Annotated in this window: 14 protein-coding genes; 8 read left to right on the plus strand and 6 right to left on the minus strand. The window is 66.5% G+C overall.

What is annotated here, in order from left to right:
* Positions 1-6 precede the first annotated feature (6 nt).
* The 3 genes from PV773_RS15580 to PV773_RS15590 are packed head-to-tail and all read right to left on the minus strand — an operon-like array spanning position 7 to position 3,323.
* Complete coding sequence (locus PV773_RS15580; protein WP_347967234.1) at positions 7-1,005, minus strand: glycosyltransferase; 999 nt, start codon at positions 1,003-1,005, stop codon at positions 7-9.
* 37 nt (positions 1,006-1,042) lie between these two features.
* Positions 1,043-2,137 carry a glycosyltransferase family A protein gene (locus PV773_RS15585; protein ID WP_347967235.1) on the minus strand — a complete coding sequence of 365 codons (1,095 nt, stop codon included), beginning with the start codon at positions 2,135-2,137 and terminating at the stop codon, positions 1,043-1,045.
* A 19-nt stretch (positions 2,138-2,156) separates the two neighbouring features.
* A complete protein-coding gene (locus PV773_RS15590) occupies positions 2,157-3,323 on the minus strand; it encodes an acyltransferase (RefSeq protein ID WP_347967236.1) in 1,167 nt (388 codons plus the stop codon).
* 685 nt (positions 3,324-4,008) lie between these two features.
* Here PV773_RS15590 and PV773_RS15595 point away from each other — a divergent pair.
* Positions 4,009-4,758, plus strand: coding sequence for a F0F1 ATP synthase subunit A (locus PV773_RS15595; RefSeq protein ID WP_340040732.1), 750 nt, complete (start codon positions 4,009-4,011; stop codon positions 4,756-4,758).
* A 90-nt stretch (positions 4,759-4,848) separates the two neighbouring features.
* Here PV773_RS15595 and PV773_RS15600 read toward each other — a convergent pair whose 3' ends face one another.
* From PV773_RS15600 to PV773_RS15610, 3 genes are read right to left on the minus strand one after another with little or no spacing between them, the layout of a single operon-like run.
* Positions 4,849-5,691, minus strand: coding sequence for a DMT family transporter (locus PV773_RS15600; protein WP_347967342.1), 843 nt, complete (start codon positions 5,689-5,691; stop codon positions 4,849-4,851).
* A 55-nt stretch (positions 5,692-5,746) separates the two neighbouring features.
* Positions 5,747-8,152, minus strand: coding sequence for a PIG-L family deacetylase (locus PV773_RS15605; RefSeq protein ID WP_347967237.1), 2,406 nt, complete (start codon positions 8,150-8,152; stop codon positions 5,747-5,749).
* 29 nt (positions 8,153-8,181) lie between these two features.
* On the minus strand, positions 8,182-9,396 hold the full coding sequence (locus PV773_RS15610; protein ID WP_347967238.1) for an ROK family protein: 1,215 nt from the start codon (positions 9,394-9,396) through the stop codon (positions 8,182-8,184).
* A gap of 300 nt (positions 9,397-9,696) precedes the next feature.
* On the opposite strand from PV773_RS15610, the gene PV773_RS15615 reads away from it, so the two are divergent.
* The 7 genes from PV773_RS15615 to PV773_RS15645 all read left to right on the plus strand — a co-directional run bounded on the left by PV773_RS15615 (position 9,697) and on the right by PV773_RS15645 (position 17,485).
* Positions 9,697-10,950, plus strand: coding sequence for an extracellular solute-binding protein (locus PV773_RS15615; RefSeq protein WP_347967239.1), 1,254 nt, complete (start codon positions 9,697-9,699; stop codon positions 10,948-10,950).
* Between the two features lie 85 nt (positions 10,951-11,035).
* Positions 11,036-11,908 carry a sugar ABC transporter permease gene (locus tag PV773_RS15620; RefSeq protein ID WP_347967343.1) on the plus strand — a complete coding sequence of 291 codons (873 nt, stop codon included), beginning with the start codon at positions 11,036-11,038 and terminating at the stop codon, positions 11,906-11,908.
* Entirely contained in the window at positions 11,905-12,756 is an 852-nt protein-coding gene (locus PV773_RS15625) for a carbohydrate ABC transporter permease (protein ID WP_347967240.1), read from the plus strand. The genes PV773_RS15620 and PV773_RS15625 overlap by 4 nt, the downstream gene beginning before the upstream one ends.
* A gap of 3 nt (positions 12,757-12,759) precedes the next feature.
* On the plus strand, positions 12,760-14,274 hold the full coding sequence (gene argH / locus PV773_RS15630) for an argininosuccinate lyase (RefSeq protein WP_347967241.1): 1,515 nt from the start codon (positions 12,760-12,762) through the stop codon (positions 14,272-14,274).
* Complete coding sequence (ugpC, locus tag PV773_RS15635; RefSeq protein ID WP_347967242.1) at positions 14,274-15,317, plus strand: sn-glycerol-3-phosphate ABC transporter ATP-binding protein UgpC; 1,044 nt, start codon at positions 14,274-14,276, stop codon at positions 15,315-15,317. The genes argH and ugpC overlap by 1 nt, the downstream gene beginning before the upstream one ends.
* Entirely contained in the window at positions 15,314-16,228 is a 915-nt protein-coding gene (locus tag PV773_RS15640) for a carbohydrate kinase family protein (RefSeq protein WP_347967243.1), read from the plus strand. The genes ugpC and PV773_RS15640 overlap by 4 nt, the downstream gene beginning before the upstream one ends.
* Positions 16,229-16,495: 267 nt before the next feature.
* Complete coding sequence (locus PV773_RS15645) at positions 16,496-17,485, plus strand: ABC transporter substrate-binding protein (protein ID WP_347967244.1); 990 nt, start codon at positions 16,496-16,498, stop codon at positions 17,483-17,485.
* Positions 17,486-17,494 lie beyond the last annotated feature (9 nt).

Genomic DNA, 17,494 nt, shown 5'->3' on the forward strand with positions numbered 1-17,494 from the left:
TGGACCTCATCTTGGCTCGACGGCGGCTTGGCCGACCGGCTGCCGCGGGCTTCGCCGGTCCGTACGCCAGAGCGCCAGCCCGGCATAGCGGAAGGCGCCGCGCAAATTCATCAGCACGATCGGCCGGTGGGAAAGCTGCAGCTCCGGATCGAACGCCGGGCCGCCCATGAGTTCGCGCAAGGCGGAGCGGCATGCCCAGTAGAAATGGCGCAGCAGCCACGGCGCACGCCCGAGGTGCTTGAGGTACAGCCCGCCGTTGCCGAGGCTGTAGCTGCGGTGCAGCGCTTCCACCTCGCCGCGTTCGCTTCGGCCGTGGTGATGGAAGACGACCATGTCGGGTACGTATTCTACCTCGATGCCGGCGAGGAAGGCGCGCACCAGATAGTCGGTGTCCTCGGCAGAGCGCAGCGGCGCGCCGACGCCGAAGCGCTCGTCGAAACGGCCGATCCGCAATGCCACTTCGCGGTTCATCGTCATGTTGCAGCCGAGCACGAACCCGCCCGGCGGAACGGCCCGGGTCAGTTGCTCCCGCTGCCGCGAACGCTTGATGGTGAAGGGTAGGTCCTGCGGGTCGCCGAGTTCGACGCGGCCGCCGCGAACGCACGGCGAGCCAGCGGCATAGTGCCGTTCCAAGTCGCGCAGGTAGTCGGGATGCAGTTGGCAATCGTCGTCGATGAAGACGAGCAGATTGCCGCGCGCTTGATCGAGCCCGGCGTTGCGGGCGGCCGAGAGGCCCGGCCGCGGTTCCGAGACCAGGGTCATGGGAATTGTCGAGCCTGCCGCCAGGCCAGCGAGGCAATCGGCCGTGCCGTCGCTGGAGCCGTTGTCGACCACCACGAGTTCGGCGGCGAAGGCGGCATGCGACCGGCAGGCGACCTGGATCGAGTTCACGCAAGCCGTGAGCGCCGCCGCGCGATTGCGCGTGCAGACGATGAAGGTTGCCCTGGGCGGCGGCGTTGCCGCCGTGGCGGGTGCGGCCGGCCCCCGCGCAGGGTGCGAGGACATGCCTGCCGCCGATTTAGTTCGCGTCTGTGCCGTCATGCTATCCCGTCTGCAGGGCGGCCGCGGCCGGCTTGGACTTCATGTACCACTCGACGGCATCGACCTGCCTGGCGGCGGCGATGGAGAGCAGGCTGAGGCGCGGCGCGGCCGCTGCGGCGCGCAGGCCGTAGCGTTCGCGGCGGCGTATGACGCCCCATTTGGATGTGCGGGTGAGGAACTCGTGGGTGAGCGCCGGCCGGCCTTCGTCGCCGATCATCCGGTAGAGGAAATAGAACAGGTTGAGCGCGCCGACCTGGTAGCTCGGCTTCTCCCGCTCCGGCAGGGCGGCGATGCCCTCGTCGAGCGCCAGCAGGAATTCGGCCGTGCCGCGCACCGTTTCGACGGTCACCGCGTCGCCGATGCCGCGCAGTATATCCGGGTTGGGCGCCAGCGCCTCGGCTGCCAGATTTTCGCCGACGATCTTGAGATGGGTCTGCCGCATCCGTTGCCGATGCCGGGCCGTCACGCTTTCCTCGTGCTGGCGGTAGGCGAGCTGGCTTTCGACGATCATCGCGGCCGGATGGCGCTCGGCGATCCGCCGGAACAGGTCGAAGTCCTCGGCATGCACGTAGCGCCCATCATAGAACAGCATGTCTTGCGGGATGACCCGGCGGTTGTAGACCACCGTCGAATGCAGGAACAGCGTGAAGAACTTCGACAGGGCCCGCAGGCTGCCCGACCGGTAGATCGGGTGCGGCGTGCCGCGCAGCAGCCGGTTGCGGATCAGGGTATCGGCGCCCGTGCCGCAAATGGCAAGTTCGGGCTGCTGCGCAAACAGCGCCACCTGTCGCGACAGGCGCGAGCGGTAGGCGATGTCGTCGGCGTCCATCCGGGCGACCAGGTCGCCGCTGGCGAGCGCCAGCCCTTCGTTCAGCGTCGCGATCAGCCCCCGGTTTTCGCGCGAGACGATGCGGATGCGGCCGTCCGCCTTGCGGTAGCTTTCCAGGATGGCGAGCGTGTCGTCGGTCGAACCGTCGTCGATGGCGATGACCTCGAGGCGCCGGTAGTCCTGGTTGACGATACTGTCGAGCGCCGCGGCCAGGTAGGGGGCCGCGTTGTAGGCCGGAAGCAGCACGGAAACCAGGGGAGGGTGCATCGGTTCGCCTTGGATCGGTTCATCGGAGCTCGGAAGCCGGCAATGCTTCCGGCTGGTCTGGGCGGGCGGTAAGCCCGTCGTTGGCGGGCCAGGTTCTTGCGCCGGCGGAACCGGCCGTCCGGCGGCCTCGAGCGTCGACATAGGGGAAATGGCGCTTGAGGGCGTTCAGGCGTTTCTCGAGGAACAGCCAGGAGAGCGAGGCAGCGACAAGCGTGGCGAAACCTGCGACAAGGAGCCGGCCGGCCCCCTGGCTCGAGACATTGAGCGGTATCCAGGACTGCGCCTTGACGGCCAGCGACAGGGCGATCGGATGCAGCAGGTAGACACCGTAGCTGATGCGCCCAAGGGCCGTCAGCGGCGGAAGCTCGGCCAGCCGCCCGACCCAGCCGCCGAGACCCGTCGAGCAGCTTGCCACCAGCATCGTGAGCGGCAGCAGCGGCAGGATCTCCAGCGCGATCCAGCGCGCCCATTCCTGAACCGGGGTGACAGGCGAGGGCGCGAACCACTGCAGGACCAGGAACGAGCCGGCGGCCGGCATCCAGGCCAGCCTTGCCCAGCGCGGCCAACCGGCATTGTCCGACCGATAGGCGGCGAACAGCGCGCCCGATCCGAGCGCATCCATCGACGCCGGCGGCAACAGGTCGCGGGCGAGCGATGGCGTCGCGGTGAAGGGCCAGTAGAATCGGTAGGCGAGCGAGAGCGCGATGACGCCGATGCAGATCGCCACGATCGACCGCCGCGGCGCGAACAGGACCACCAGCGGCCATACGAGGTAGAATTGCTCTTCGATGCTGAGGCTCCAGGTGTGGCTCAGCACCCAGGGCTCCCAGGCGTCGCGTTGGGCAAACCAGAAATTGGACAAATAGAGCGCGTGCCAGGCGAGCGAGCCGCGCGACTGTTCGAGGTCGACCAGCCAGACAAAGCCGATCATGGCGAAGTAGAGCGGAAAAATGCGCAGCGCGCGGCGGGCGTAGAATGCTTTCAGCGCCGTCGCCGGATGGAATTTCGCCGCGTCGCGCGCATCCAGCAGCAGGCGCGTAATCAGGAACCCGCTGAGAATGAAGAAAAGGCGCACGCCGAAATGGCCCCAGTTGGAGCCTTGGTCGGCGTAAAAATGCGCATAGAGCACGAACGAGACGGCGATAGCCCTGAGCGCATCAAGCTGGATTTCCCGCGCGTCCCGCATGGACCGCTCCCTCCGGATTCCCGACTTCGATCAAAAGCCCGGGGGTTGCCCGGCCAAGTTCATTTATGCGCGTGGAACATCGGACGCCTGCCGGCCGGCAGTAAATCGCCGTCGATCGACACCGCGCGCGCAGGATGGATGTCTGCACCGAAATATGGCTTCCAATTGTTTTTGTCTTCCCGTTGATTGGCGTGCGGGTAATATTTTGTTTCCATGCGAAATGCGTTTTCATTTTTATAATGAATTACAAATGATTCTCTTAAAAGTCAGGAGCATGAGAAATATACTTCATGTAATATTTTGATGTTAGCGGCGGTTCTCGGGATCTCCGCGCGTTGTGCACTGCAACCTTGCTGTTGGCTGCGAGGGGCGCTGCTTCCGCGCATCGGCGCACGGAGCCAGGCACATGTGTCTTGCCGAGGCCGTCCGCTTAGGCTAGGAAGCCGACGCGCTGGACGACCAGTGCCTTTGTTCGCTCGGGGACGGCCCCATCATTCGATGGCGCCACGCATTTGTCACCCCGACCGGAATCCATCCTGAATCATCGCGAAGACGTTGCCGATCCGCACTTGGCGGGCCGCCGTTGCGTTCGTGGTCGGGCCAGTCGGTCCCGGACACGTTCGGTTCCAGGGAATTCCCCGGCGCGCGCCTTCGCACCATCAATCGAGCCGACCGGAGAGGCGCCGTGGCGGGACCACTAGAACAGTTTGAAATCAAGCCGATATTCACCCTCTTCGAGCTCGGGGGGCAGCAGGTCGCCTTCACCAATTCCTCGGCCTACATGGCCGGGGCGGCGGTGCTCGGCGGCCTGTTCCTGCTGGCGTCCTCCAGCAGCCGCGCGCTCGTGCCGTCACGCCTGCAGTCGGTCTCCGAACTGATCTACGAATTCGTCTCCAAGACGCTGCGCGACAACGCCGGGGAAGGGGGAATGCGATTCTTCCCGCTGGTGTTCTCGCTGTTCGTCTTCATCCTGATCGCGAACCTCATCGGCCTGTTCCCCTACGCGTTCACGGTCACCAGCCAGATCATCGTCACCTTCGCCTTCGCCATGCTGGTGTTCGGTACGGTCACGCTCTACGGCATCTGGAAGCACGGGCTGGGCTTCTTCCGCCTGTTCCTGCCGTCCGGCGTCCCGCTGATCCTGTCGCCGATCATCGTTCCGATCGAGGTCATTTCCTACATTTCGCGCCCGGTCAGCCATTCGGTGCGTCTGTTCGCGGTGATGCTGGCGGGCCACATCACGCTCAAGGTGTTCGCCGGCTTCGTGGTCAGCATGTCCGGCCTCGGAACGCTGGGCGTGATCGGCGCGATCCTGCCGCTCGCGATGACCGTCGCGCTGACCGCGCTCGAACTGCTGATGGCGGTGATCCAGGCCTACATCTTCACCATGCTCACCTGCATGTATCTGAACGACGCGATCCATCCGGGTCACTGATCCGCCGGCCCGAATTCCAGCAGCAGCACGTAGCTTCAACCGCCGGGACGTGTCCCGGCGGTTTTTTCATGGACTGCGGGGATGGGGCCGCTATTTGCGCTTCTTCGCCGCGCGGTGCTCGAGAATGGCGGTCGCCTGCAGCGCCACGAGGATGACCGCCGAGCCGGCGACGATGCGCATCTCCGGGATCTCGCCGAAAAAGATGTAGCCGGCCGCCGCGGTCACCACGATCGACAGATAGCCGATGGGCGCGAGCACGCTCGCTTCGGCGAGCCGATAGGCACGCAGGAAGCAGTATTGGCCGGCCTGCGCGAGCAGGCCGATGCCGAGCAACGGAACCCAGTCGAACGGCTTCACCGGCTGCCAGACGATGACCGCGGGCACCGCCGTGATGACGGCCAGGCCGACCGTGTAGAAGACCATCATGACGGTGGTGTTCTCGTCGCGCAGGGCGCGTGTCTGGATGATCGCCAGCGAGCCGAAGACGACCGTGCCGAACACCGCGAGCAGCCCGACATTCCAGCCGACGCCGCCTGGCGCCAGCATGACCAGCACGCCGGTGAAGGCGAGGCCGGCGCCGATCCAACGCAGCCGCGAGACGCGCTCGCCGAGAAACGCGACCGCCATTGCCATGGTGACCAGCGGCCGCGAGAAGCCGAGCGCGTTGACCACCGCGAGCGGCAGAAGCGTGTAGGCGAGGAACTGGCTGGTCAGCGCGATCGCGTTGCAGGTGACGCGCGAGACGTTTTTCCACGGGTGCCTGGTGTGGCGGATGTGGAAGCGGTGCCGCCAGATCAGCGGCAGGATGAACATCAGCCCGATCATGGCGCGGATGAAGACGAGCTGGAAGGCGGGGTAGGCCACGCCTTGCGCCTTGACCAGCGCCGTCATGCCGCCGGCGACCAGCAGCATGTCGGCGAGCACCCAGAGAATGCCCTCGCGGTTGTCCTTGCGCCGCTCCTCCCCCGCCTGGAGCGGCGGTTCGGGATCAGGCTGGCTGGACAAGATTGGCCATCAGCCTGAAGGCGCCGGGGACGAGCTTGTCGAGCTGGTGGTGCAGCACGAGCGATGTATGGGTGTGGCGGCCCTTGCCGATCCTGGCCGAGACGATGGCGCCAAGAAGCGGCTGTTCGTTGACGTCGTGCATCGACACCAGCGGCTGGTAAGCCTCGTCCCAGCGGGCGGCGAAATAGAGCCCGCGCTCCTTGTCCCAGCCGGACCAGTCCTGCGGGCCGATGGCGTTCGGGCCCTTCAACAGGACGTGGTCCGGCGCGAGCACCGTGACCTCGGCGTTGGGATCCGTTACGCGCCAGCGTAACGACGGCGAGCCGATCTCGAGCTTCCTCGGCGGCGTGGCCAGTGGATCCCAACCGTCGGTCGGGCGGTGATAGAGCGTGACGAGGTGGCCGCCGTCATCGACGAATCGGTGCAGCCTTTCGGTGGCGGCGGCGAGGTCCTTGCGGATGCCGAAGGCGAAGATGCCGACGACGATGGTGGTGAAGCGGCTGAGGTCGCCGGCAAGCGCCTTGGCGTCGAGTTCGCTGACGTCGAGGCCCATGCGCGAAAGCCAGAGGCCGACCCGGTCGGCACCGGCGCCGACATAGCCGACGCGTCCGCCCTCGGGCAGCTTCAGGTCGAGCGAGAGCACTTTCAGCGTCTCTGGCTGGCGGTGGACGACACGGCCGATATGCGGATAGGAAATCGGCGTCAGCCTGAGCCCCGGCCGGCCGCCGACCAGCGGCGTGACCGTCACCAGGCCCGGGACCGGCATTGCGGGGGCGCGAACGACCTGGCCGGCGGCCGTTTCGGCGAGCGACCAGCCGCCGCCCATGTTGAGCGCGACCGCGGCTGGATTGCCGGAGACGCGGGGCGCGACCGGCCATTCGCGCCGGCCGCCGTCGATCGGGGCAATGATCGCCTCGGGCTCCATGACCACGGAACTGGCGGGGAGGACGGCGAAGGGCTCTTCGAGGTCGCAGCTGGCGCGCGCCACGTAGCCGTCAAACTCGGCCGAGACGACGACATGTGCCTCGCCATTGCCGCCGAGCGCCGACCATGCCGGAGCGTAGAGCTTCGAATAGGCGGCGTCGGTGGAAGCGGAAACGGAGAAGCTGCGGCGGCTGCCGCTCTCGGCATTGGTCGCGGCGGTGATAGCCTGCGGCAGATTCGGCTCCACCTTCACCGCGCGGCCTGCGGCGCCTGGCGCGAGTTCGACGGTCAGCATGCCCGTCTCGCCGGGCGACAGCGTCGCCGGGGCAAGCACGGCGCGGTCGAAGATGCCGGCGGCCTCGATCAGTGCTGCGTCGATCTCGCGCGCCTTGCGGTCGAGGCGGTGGCGATGGAGGTCGAGGAAGGCGGGCGATGCGTTCGCTCTGGCCTTGCCGAGCTGGCGGGCTGCCTCGCCGAGGGCGGCGATGATCGCTTCCGCATGCGGGAAGGCTGCAATGGCCTTGTCGATGGCAGCGGCGGCTCCCGCAAGCGCCCGGGCGGTATCGGACGAGAGATCCTCGGAGGTCGCGAGTTCGGCGAGCGACGAGGGCAGGCCGTCGAGCACCGAATTTTCAGCTTTGGCGCCATCCCGGGCCAGCAGCAGGTGCAGCGGCCAGCGCGTGTCGGCCCGGTCGGGCCAGTGTCCCATGCCCTGCGAGGCGTGGTAGTAGCGCGACCATTCGCCGATGCGGTCGTATTCGGCGCCGGTCGCCGGCTCGCGCCCCGGCGCGTCGACGGTGACGGTGGCATCCGGCGGAGGTACCTCGTCGTCATAGGTGTCGCCGCCGCCCGACCAGGCCGGCAGGTAATATTTCGCCACCTGCCACGGGCTCATGCCCTCGGCGAAGTGCTCGGGGAAGGCTTCCGGATCGGCGGCCATGCGGATGGCGGTCTCGGCGGCGCGCGTCATGGCGCGGTGGTGGCCATGCTGGCCGGGCACGTCGAGGAAGGTCGGGATGACGATGTCAGGCCGCTCGCTGCGATAGGCGCGCACCAGCCGCTCGACCGTGCGCACCTCGCCCCAGCGGGTGAAGGTCTGGTCGCCGTCCTTGGAGAAGCCGAAATCGTGGACCGGATCCTCCGGGCCGTGGCCGAGCCAGTGGACATCGGCGTCGAGCGTGCGCGCGGCCTCTTCCATTTCGCGGGTGCGCATCATGCCGAGCACGCCGAGCCGCTCCGGCCCGAGCGAATTCTGCCCGCCTTCGCCGCGCGTCGAGCAGGCGACGATCACGCGCATGCCGAGGCCGAGGCGGAACCAGGCGAGCAGGCCGCTCTGCTCGTCGTCGGGATGAGCCCCGGTGTTCATCATCGTCACGGTGGACTTGAGCCGGCTAAGCGCCCGGTGAAGCCTCAGCAGGGACGTGTTGGATTTCTGTCTCTCGATGCGTTCGCGGGCGGTGAGCATGATGTCCTCCGTATGCGTATGTCAGGCGGCTAGTCGAAAGGCAGGGGCGCGGAAGTCTCGAGCTTCGGCGTCACGACCTCGAACAGCGGCAGTGCGGCCGCTCCCAGCGCGGCGGTGAATTGTCCGGTCTGGCCACGCAGCACCCGGGGCAGCGCGCGCCTTCTGCGGCTGGCCACCGAGATCGGCAGCGTCCCCATGCGTGCGATGAGTTCGTCGATGACGGCGTCGGGCAGCGTGCCGCCGAGGATCACGGTTTCCGGATCGAGGATGTTCTCGATCATGGCGATCATCGGGGCAAGATAGGTGGCGGTCTCGTCCATCCATTCGACGAACACCGGGTGGCGCTCCGCATGCAGTCGGGAAAGGTCGGCGAAATCGGCATCGGCGATGCCTGCTTCGGCGAGCTTTTCGCGCAGCGCGTGGAGCGAGGCGTAGCGTTCGAGGCAGCCGTGCTGGCCGCAGGGGCAGGCCTTGCCGCGCGGGGCGACGACGACGTGACCGATCTCGCCGGCGTTGCCGAAGGCGCCGCGGAAGGGCGTGCCGTCCTGGATCATGCCGAGGCCGACGCCGGCGCCGAAATAGATCATGGCGAAGCTGGAGATCGAATGGCCGGCACCGAAAAGCCGCTCGCCGACGGCGGCGGCATTGGCGTCGTTCTCGACGGTGACCTGTTCGCCGCAGGCTTCGGTGAGCAGGCTCGCCGCATCGATGTCGGCCCAGCCAGGCAGGGTCGTCGGCCCCACCGAAGTCATGCCCTCGATCTCGAACGGCCCCGGCATGACCACGCCGATGCCGAGAAGCGGCGCCTTGAAGGCGGCGCGGACGGCGTCGAGCTCGGCGCGCAGATGGGCGATGACCTGGCTGGGGCTGGTGTCGCGGACCGGGGTGATCTGCTTCGAGCGCGGCTGGCCGGAGAGGTCGAGCACGGTCGAGACGATGTGGTCGGACGCCACCTCGATGCCCATCGTCATGGCGCCGTCGGGGTTGACGGCGAACTGGATCGGCGGCTGGCCGCGGCCGGAACGCAGGCGTCCCGTCTCCATCAACAGCTTTTCGCTGACCAGTTCGTCGACGATGTTGGCGATGGCCTGCGCCGTGAGATGGGTGAGCCGCGCGATCTGCATGCGCCCGAGCGAACCATTGCGGCGCACGACGTCGAGCACGACGCGCCGGTTGTGATCGCGGCTGCGCTCCGGATTCTTCCCCAAAGTGACCTGATGCGTGCTGCCCGGCTGAAATGCCATTCCGCCCACCCTGACCTTCCTCGCAAAACTGATAACGCGTAAGCCGCCGCGCCCGCAATAGATTAATTCAAGTAAATTATCTTATTGACAAACGTCCGGCGACAGGGAACCGTATAGCCCAGGTGCGGGGAGGATCCGCAGCTCGTTGGAGTCAATGTTGTCGGGCGTGATCCGCCCGCATTGGATGACCCATGAATTCAAGCAAGCGGCCCGCATCCCGAACGCACGGGACGGCGCGGGCCTAGGGGAAGCAATCGCCCGATGTCCGGGAGTTCCGGCGGGCGTCTTTGGAGGTTGAAAATGCGCAAAGCGACATTGTTTGCCGGGCTGATCGCCGGGTTCAGCACGCTGGCACTCAACGCGGCCCAGGCCGTCGAGATCGAATACTGGCAGTATGTCTTCGACACCCGCGTCAAGGCGATGGACCAGCTGATCGAGAATTTCGAGAAGGCCAATCCCGACATCACCGTCAAGCAGACGACCTTCCCCTATGCCGACTACCAGACCCGCGTGATCGCCGCCAAGATGGGCGGCCAGGGCCCGGACGTGATGCAGCTGTTCTACGGCTGGCTCGACAAGTTCGTCGCCGGCGGCCTGCTGCAGCCGCTGCCGACCGATGCCTTCCCCCACGACAAGATCGAGAGCGAGTTCTTCCCGATCGTCAGCGCCATGAAGCGCGGCGACGACTATTACGGCCTGCCGACCGCCGTCCGCTCGCTGGCGCTGTTCTACAACAAGAAGCTGTTCACCGAGGCCGGCCTCGACCCGGCCAACCCGCCGAAGACGCTGGACGAGTTCGTCGCGGCTGCCGAGAAGATCACCAAGCGTGATGCCAGCGGCAACCTCCTGGTCGCCGGTTCGACCCTCGACATGGGTGGGCAGGACCATCAGTGGTGGCGCGAGGTTCTGATCCGCCAGTTCGGCGGCGAGCCCTACACCGACGGCGACCGCAAGGTGGCCTACAACACCGAGGCCGGTGAAAAGGCGCTGAAGTTCTACACCGATCTGCAGCTGGTGCAGAAGATCGGCCAGGCCGGCTTCATGGACGAAGGCCAGGCGGCGTTCCGCGGCGGCATGGCCGGCATGACCATCGACGGCACCTTCCGCCTCGGCGCCTTCAAGTCGATCGAGGGCTTCGAATGGGGCGTGACCGAGCTTCCGGCCAATGCCGAGGGCGTGCGCTCCAACTATGCCAGCTACTTCGCCAACGGCATCAGCGCCACCACCAGCGGCGAGAAGCTCGAGGCGGCCAAGAAGTTCCTGGCCTACATCTCGTCGCCCGAGGCCATGGACGTTTGGCTGAAGACCGTCGGCGAACTGCCGGCGCGCCGCTCGGCCGCCATGACCGAGGCCAACCTTGCCGACCCGATCTACGGTCCGTTCCTCAAGGGTCTCGAATACGCCCGCACCACCATGTTCGTGGACGAGGCGGCCCAGCGCCAGAACACCATCGACATGACCAACCGCATCCTGCTCGAAGGCCAGTCGGTGAAGGACTCGCTGGCTCAGGGCGCCGCCGCCGAGCAGGCGATCATCGACGCCGCAGCCAAGTAAGGCAGGGACACCGATGACTGTGGCAGCGGATCGACAGGGGGCGGCGGTGAGCCGCCCCGGCGGCACCTTCTGGGACCGCCGTTCCATGCGGACGAAACGGCTGGTATGGGTGTGGAGCTTCCTCGCCGTACCGATCCTGTTCTATTCGGTCATCCGCTTCTATCCCACGATCGAGGCCTTCTGGCTCTCGCTCACCAACTGGGACCTGCTCAAGCCGCCACAGTTCATCGGGCTGGCGAACTACGAAAAGCTGTTCGCCGACCCGCAATTCTGGAAGGTGTTCAAGAACACCTTCGCCTATCTCGTCATCGGCACGCCGATCAGCCTGCTCTTGTCCTTCGTCATCGCGTTCTATCTCGACCGCGTGCGCTTCATGCACGGGCTGATCCGCGGCATGTACTTCCTGCCCTATCTCACCACCGCGGCGGCCATGGCCTGGGTGTGGCGCTGGTTCTACCAGCCGCCGCCGATCGGCGTGATCAACAACGCGCTCGGCACCATCGGCTTGCCGCAGCAGCAGTTCATCCGCTCGGTCGACCAGGCGCTGCCGTCGATCATGGTCACCGCCATCTGGGCCGGCCTCGGCTTCCAGATCATCATCTTCATGGCCGGCCTGCGCGCCATCCCCAACACCTTCTACGAGGCCGCGCGCATCGACGGCCTCGGCGAATGGGCGATCCTGCGCAAGATCACGCTGCCGCTGTTGAAGCCCACCACCGTGTTCCTGGTCGTCTTCTCGTCGATCGGCTTCCTGCGCATCTTCGACCAGGTCTACAACATGACGACGAACGACCCGGGCGGCCCGCTCGGATCGACCAAGCCGCTGGTGCTGATGATCTACCAGACCGCCTTCTCGTCCTATGCGATGGGCTATGCCGCGGCGCAGACGGTCGTGCTGTTCTCCATCCTGCTCTGCGTGTCGCTGTTGCAGCTCTGGATCCTGAGGGAAAAGAAATGAGCGCCGTCACCCAAACCCCGGCGCTGCCGCACGCCAACCTCCGCCCCGGCCGCATCGTCGCCTGGTCCCTGTTGTTCATCGGCGGCCTGATCATGGTCACGCCGCTGGCCTTCATGTTCTCGACGTCGCTGAAGACGGCGGGACAGGTCTACGACCTGCGCCTCATCCCCGCCGCCCCGACGCTGCAGAACTACATCGCCATCCTCGCCGATGGGCGCTTTATGCGCTGGTTCATGAACTCGATGATCGTGGCGGTGGCCGTCACCGTCTCCAACGTTTTCTTCGACAGCCTCGTCGGCTACACGCTCGCCAAGTTCGAGTTCCGCGGCCGCTACTTCATCTTCCTGGCCATCCTGTCGACGCTGATGATCCCGACCGAGATGCTGGTCATCCCGTGGTACCTGATGTCGGCCAAGCTCGGCTGGCTGGACAGCTACTGGGGCATCATGTTCCCCGGCATGATGACGGCCTTCGGCACCTTCCTGATGAAGCAGTTCTTCGAAGGCGTGCCCAACGACTTCCTGGAAGCGGCGCGCGTCGACGGGCTCAACGAGTTCCAGATCTGGTGGAAGGTGGCCATGCCGCTGGTGACACCCGCGCTCTCGGCGCTCGCCATCTTCACCTTCCTCGGCAACTGGACGGCGTTCTTCTGGCCGCTGATCGTGACCACCAGCCGCGAGCTCTACACGCTGCCGGTGGGTCTCTCGAGCTTCGCCGTCGAACAGTCCATCCAGTGGGAGATGATCATGACCGGCGCGGCCATCGCGACGTTGCCGACGCTGATCGTCTTCCTCGTGCTCCAGCGCTACATCGTCCGCGGCGTCATGCTCGCCGGGCTCAAGGGATAGAAAATGCCTGAACTGAACCCCAAGCTCGCCGACAGAAGCGTCTTCCCCGATCCCGTCTACAAGGAGACGGTGCTGCGGCCGCTGTTCGACGGCGCCAAGACCCACCATGTCGACGGCTTCCGCGCCATCGATCGCGCCCATCTGGTGATGCTGGTCGAGACCGGTATCCTCGATATCAAGCAGGCGACGGCGATTGCCACGGCACTCGAGGCGATCGACCGCGAGGTCGATCCGTCGAAGCTCGAATATACCGGCGAGGTCGAGGACTTCTTCTTCCTCATCGAGAAGGAGCTCAAGGCTCGTCTCGGACCCGACGTCGCCGGCCGCCTGCACACGGCGCGTTCGCGCAACGACATCGACCACACGCTGTTCAAGCTCGGCCTCAAGCAGCGCATCGACGCGCTGATGGTGAAGGCGCGGGCATTGCTCGGTGCCATGATCGAAACCGCCGAGCGCGAGAAGGGCACGCTGGTCGTCGCCTACACCCACGGCCAGCCGGCGCAGCCCTCGACCTTCGGCCACTATCTGTCGGCTGCCATCGAGGTCTTGATCCGCGACATCGAGCGTTTCGAGGAGGCGCGCAAGATCGTCGACCAGTCGCCGATGGGCGCTGCCGCCATCACCACCTCGGGCTTCCCAATCGACCGCAAGCGCGTCGCCGAGCTGCTCGGCTTCGCCGCCCCCTTGCGCAATTCCTACAGCTGTATCGCGGCATCCGACTACATCACCTCGACCTATTCGGCGATCGAGCTGATGTTCCTGCACCTCGGCCGGCTGATCCAGGACTTCCAGTTCTGGACCGCCTTCGAGGTCGGCCAGATCTACGTGCCCAATGCCTTCGTGCAGATCTCCTCGATCATGCCGCAGAAGCGCAACCCGGTGCCGATCGAGCACATGCGGCTGCTCGCCAGCCAGACCATGGGCCGCGCCCGCACCGTGCTCAACGTCATCCACAACACGCCGTTCACCGACATGAACGACAGCGAGGGCGAAACCCAGTCGATGGGCTACGAGGCGTTCACGGCGGCCGGCCGCGTGCTCGACCTGCTCGCCGCCCTCGTCGCGGCGATCAGGATCGACCCGAAGCGGGTGGCCGACAACATCCGCCGCTCCTGCATCACCATCACCGAGCTGGCGGATTCGCTGGTCCGCATCGAAGGCCTGTCGTTCCGCGAGGCGCATGAGATCGCGGCGACCGTCGCCAAGGCTGTCGTGGCCGTTGGTGGCGGGCTCGCCAAGGACGGCTACGCGCCGTTCCTCGAAGCCTTCGAGCATTCGACCGGGCGCGAGCCGTCCTTCGGCCGCGACATGTTCGAGGAGATCGTGTCGCCCGAGCATTTCGTCGCCGTGCGCGCCCGTTTCGGCGGACCCGCGCCCGAGCCGATGGCCGAGGCGCTCGGCGTCTACAGGAACAAGGCAGCGGCCTTCGAAGCCGTTGCACAAGAGCATGCCGGGCACGAGGCGAGAGCCGCGAAGGAACTCGGCGAGAAATTCACTGCGTTGGTGGGGGCGCGCTGATGGCGACGATCGAACTCGAAAAGCTGGTCAAGCGCTACGGCAAGGTCGACGCCGTGCAGGGCATCGACCTCAAGATCGCGGACGGCGAATTCGTCGTCTTCGTCGGCCCCTCTGGCTGCGGCAAGTCGACGACGCTGCGCATGATCGCCGGCCTCGAGGACATCTCCGGCGGCACGCTCAGGATCGGCGGCGAGGTGGTCAACGAGCGCGAGCCCAAGCAGCGCAACATCGCCATGGTGTTCCAGAACTACGCCATCTACCCGCACATGACGGTGCGTCAGAACATCGGCTTCGGGCTCTACACCTCGAAGCTGCCTAAGGCCGAGAAGGACCAGCGCATCGAGGAGGCGGCCCGCATCCTCGGCCTGGAGAAATATCTCGAACGCCGGCCGGCCGCACTTTCGGGCGGCCAGCGCCAGCGCGTCGCCATCGGCCGCGCCATGGTGCGCAACCCTTCGGCCTTCCTGTTCGACGAGCCGCTGTCCAACCTCGACGCCCAGCTGCGCTCGCAGATGCGCATCGAGATCAAGCGGCTGCACCAGCGGCTCAAGACCACCACGGTCTACGTCACCCACGACCAGGTCGAGGCCATGACCATGGCCGACCGCATCGTCGTCATGCGCGACGGCTACATCCTGCAGACCGGCACGCCGACCGATCTCTACGAAAACCCGGTCGACGTCTTCACCGCGCGCTTCATCGGCAGCCCGTCGATGAACCTGGTGCCGGGCCGCAAGAACGGCCACGGCGTCGAGATCGGGCAGGGCGGCGACATCCTCGTCGGCGTGCGCCCGCACGACCTGATTGCCTCGCCCGAGGGCGACGGCGCTGCAGGCAGCCTCAAGCTCACCGGCACCGTCACCGCGGTCGAGCCGCTCGGGCCGGAGACGCTCGTCCATCTCGACATCGACGGCGCAGCGGTGATCGCCACGGCCCCCGGCAAGTTCATCCCGGCGGCGGGCAGCCAGTTGGTCTGCTCGGCTGCGCCCGGCAGCCTCTATCTCTTCGACGCCAAGACCGAAAAGAGCCTGGGCCGTCAATGACTGCGGGACATGCCAAGCGCCCGGCCGTGCTCAGCATCGGCCGGATCTATTGCGATCTCATCTTCACCGGCCTCGGCGCGCTGCCCGGGCTGGGCAGAGAGGTGTTTGCCGAGGACATGAAGATGGCGGCGGGCGGCGGTGCCTTCATCGCGGCAGCGCACATGGCCCATGCCGGGCGCGAGGTGGCGCTCGTCGCGCGCCTCGGCACCGACGCGCTGTCGGCCGGCATCGAGCCGGAACTCCGGGCCAGCGGCGCCGACATGCGCTTCCTCGAGAAGTCGCCGGGCGCCGGCCCGCAGGTCACGGTCGCCTCGGTGATCGGCAGCGACCGCGCCTTCCTGTCGCGCCGCGCCGGCACGGCCTTGCCCGATACGCTCGAGGCAGCGCTTGCCTGGGAGGCAGCCGGCCATCTCCACATTGCCGAATACGCGACTTTGCACGAGATCCCCGATCTGGTGTCACGCGCCAAGGCGAGGGGGCTCACTGTCTCGCTCGACCCGAGCTGGGACGAGACTCTGATCTACGAGCCCGAGCTGCTCGATCGCTGCGCAGGCGTCGACGTTTTCCTGCCCAACATGGAAGAGGCGATCGCGATCACCCAGGAGAGCGATCCGATCGCGGCCATCGGGATCCTTGCCGAGGCTTTCCCGATCGTCGCGCTCAAGGCCGGCGGCGATGGTGCCTGGCTCAAGGCGCGAGGGCAGGTTCTGCATCGCCGCGCCGAGGAGGTCACGGTCGTCGACACGACCGGCGCCGGCGACGCCTTCAATGCCGGCTTCATCGACGCCTGGATGTCGGGCGCAAGCGACGAGGCCTGCCTCGCCGCGGGCGTCACCTTCGGCAGCCTCGCCGTCCAGGCGGCCGGCGGCACGGCCATCCTCGACAGGCCGCTCCGCCGCTCCGCCTCCTGACGCCAAACCGGGTAATCGCCGCGGGGCCGGTCCAAGGACGCGTCGATCCACCCTGCGGAGTCGGGTGACGCAGCGTTTCGAGGCACATGCAGACGACAGGTGGCGGCGATCCGGAATCCGCGCCTATCGCGATGCTGCATTAATCGATGCGGATTATTCGCTTATGTAATTTTATCCATCGTGGTCATTTGCTCCCGCGCCGCCGGGCCCGGTCTCGCTGCGCCGCCAAACGAGAGGAAGGCGCGCTTGCGCCTCAGGGAGAAGCAAATGATCAAGAGAGCACTCGCGGCCGGCGTCATCGCCGCCGCCACACTTTTCAAGCCTGCCTTCGCCGCCGAAACCCCGTCGCTGAAAGTGGCGATGACGACCTGGGTCGGTTATGGCCTGCTCCATCTCGCGCAAGAGAAGGGCTTTTTCGCCGCCCATGACGCCAAGGTCGAGCTGGTCAGCGTCCAGGACAAGGCCTCGACGGCGGCAGCCATTGCCACCGGCCGCCTCGACGGCTGGGCAACCACCGTCGACACCTTCATCTTCTACAATGCCCAGAAGATCGGCGTGAAGCAGGTGCTGGCGGTCGACTTTTCCGCAGGCGGCGAAGGTCTCGTCACGGCCAGCGACATCAAGACCGTCAAGGACCTGAAGGGGCGCCGGATCGGTGCCGAGGAAGGCTCGGCTACCTACTTCTTCCTGCTCAACGTGCTTGCCGACGAAGGCCTCAGCCTGAAGGACATCGACCTTCAGAACATGCGGGCCGGCGACGCCGGCGCCGCCTTCGTGGCCGGGCGGCTTGACGGCGCCGCGACCTGGGATCCCTGGCTGTCCCAGGCGGGCAAGCGGTCGGGCCACGTCCTGGTCAGTTCCAGGGACAAGCCGGGGCTGATCGTCGACACCGTGGCGTTTCGCTCCGACGTGATCGAGCAGCATCCCGAGGCAGTGGCCGGCTTCATCCAGGGCTATTTCGACGCCTATGACTACTGGAAGGCCAATTCCGAGGAAGCCAACAAGATCATGGCCGATGCGCTCGGCATCAAGATCGACGAGTTTCGCGCCTCGCTCGCCGGCCTCCAATTCGTCTCGCGCGAGGACAACGCGGCCTATATCGGCTCGGCGGACACGGCCGGAAAGATCGCCGAGGTCACCAAGCGCGGCGCCGATTTCTACAAGGGCCTGGGCCTGCTGAAGGCCGATCTCGATCCGGCCAGCGTGGTCGACGGGCGGCCGCTGGCTGCTGCCCTCGGCGGCCAGGCGAAGCAATAGGCGGCCGCC

It is taken from the genome of Mesorhizobium sp. CC13 (assembly GCF_039907765.1).
Classification (GTDB): Bacteria; Pseudomonadota; Alphaproteobacteria; order Rhizobiales; family Rhizobiaceae; genus Aminobacter.

Coding starts and splice junctions, on each gene's coding strand:
- PV773_RS15580 (WP_347967234.1), bottom strand. CDS start 1,005: ATGTCCTCGCACCCTGCGCGGGGGCCGGCCGCACCCGCCACGGCGGCA.
- PV773_RS15585 (WP_347967235.1), bottom strand. CDS start 2,137: ATGCACCCTCCCCTGGTTTCCGTGCTGCTTCCGGCCTACAACGCGGCC.
- PV773_RS15590 (WP_347967236.1), bottom strand. CDS start 3,323: ATGCGGGACGCGCGGGAAATCCAGCTTGATGCGCTCAGGGCTATCGCC.
- PV773_RS15605 (WP_347967237.1), bottom strand. CDS start 8,152: ATGCTCACCGCCCGCGAACGCATCGAGAGACAGAAATCCAACACGTCC.
- PV773_RS15610 (WP_347967238.1), bottom strand. CDS start 9,396: ATGGCATTTCAGCCGGGCAGCACGCATCAGGTCACTTTGGGGAAGAAT.
- PV773_RS15615 (WP_347967239.1), top strand. CDS start 9,697: ATGCGCAAAGCGACATTGTTTGCCGGGCTGATCGCCGGGTTCAGCACG.
- PV773_RS15620 (WP_347967343.1), top strand. CDS start 11,036: ATGCGGACGAAACGGCTGGTATGGGTGTGGAGCTTCCTCGCCGTACCG.
- PV773_RS15625 (WP_347967240.1), top strand. CDS start 11,905: ATGAGCGCCGTCACCCAAACCCCGGCGCTGCCGCACGCCAACCTCCGC.
- argH (WP_347967241.1), top strand. CDS start 12,760: ATGCCTGAACTGAACCCCAAGCTCGCCGACAGAAGCGTCTTCCCCGAT.
- ugpC (WP_347967242.1), top strand. CDS start 14,274: ATGGCGACGATCGAACTCGAAAAGCTGGTCAAGCGCTACGGCAAGGTC.
- PV773_RS15640 (WP_347967243.1), top strand. CDS start 15,314: ATGACTGCGGGACATGCCAAGCGCCCGGCCGTGCTCAGCATCGGCCGG.
- PV773_RS15645 (WP_347967244.1), top strand. CDS start 16,496: ATGATCAAGAGAGCACTCGCGGCCGGCGTCATCGCCGCCGCCACACTT.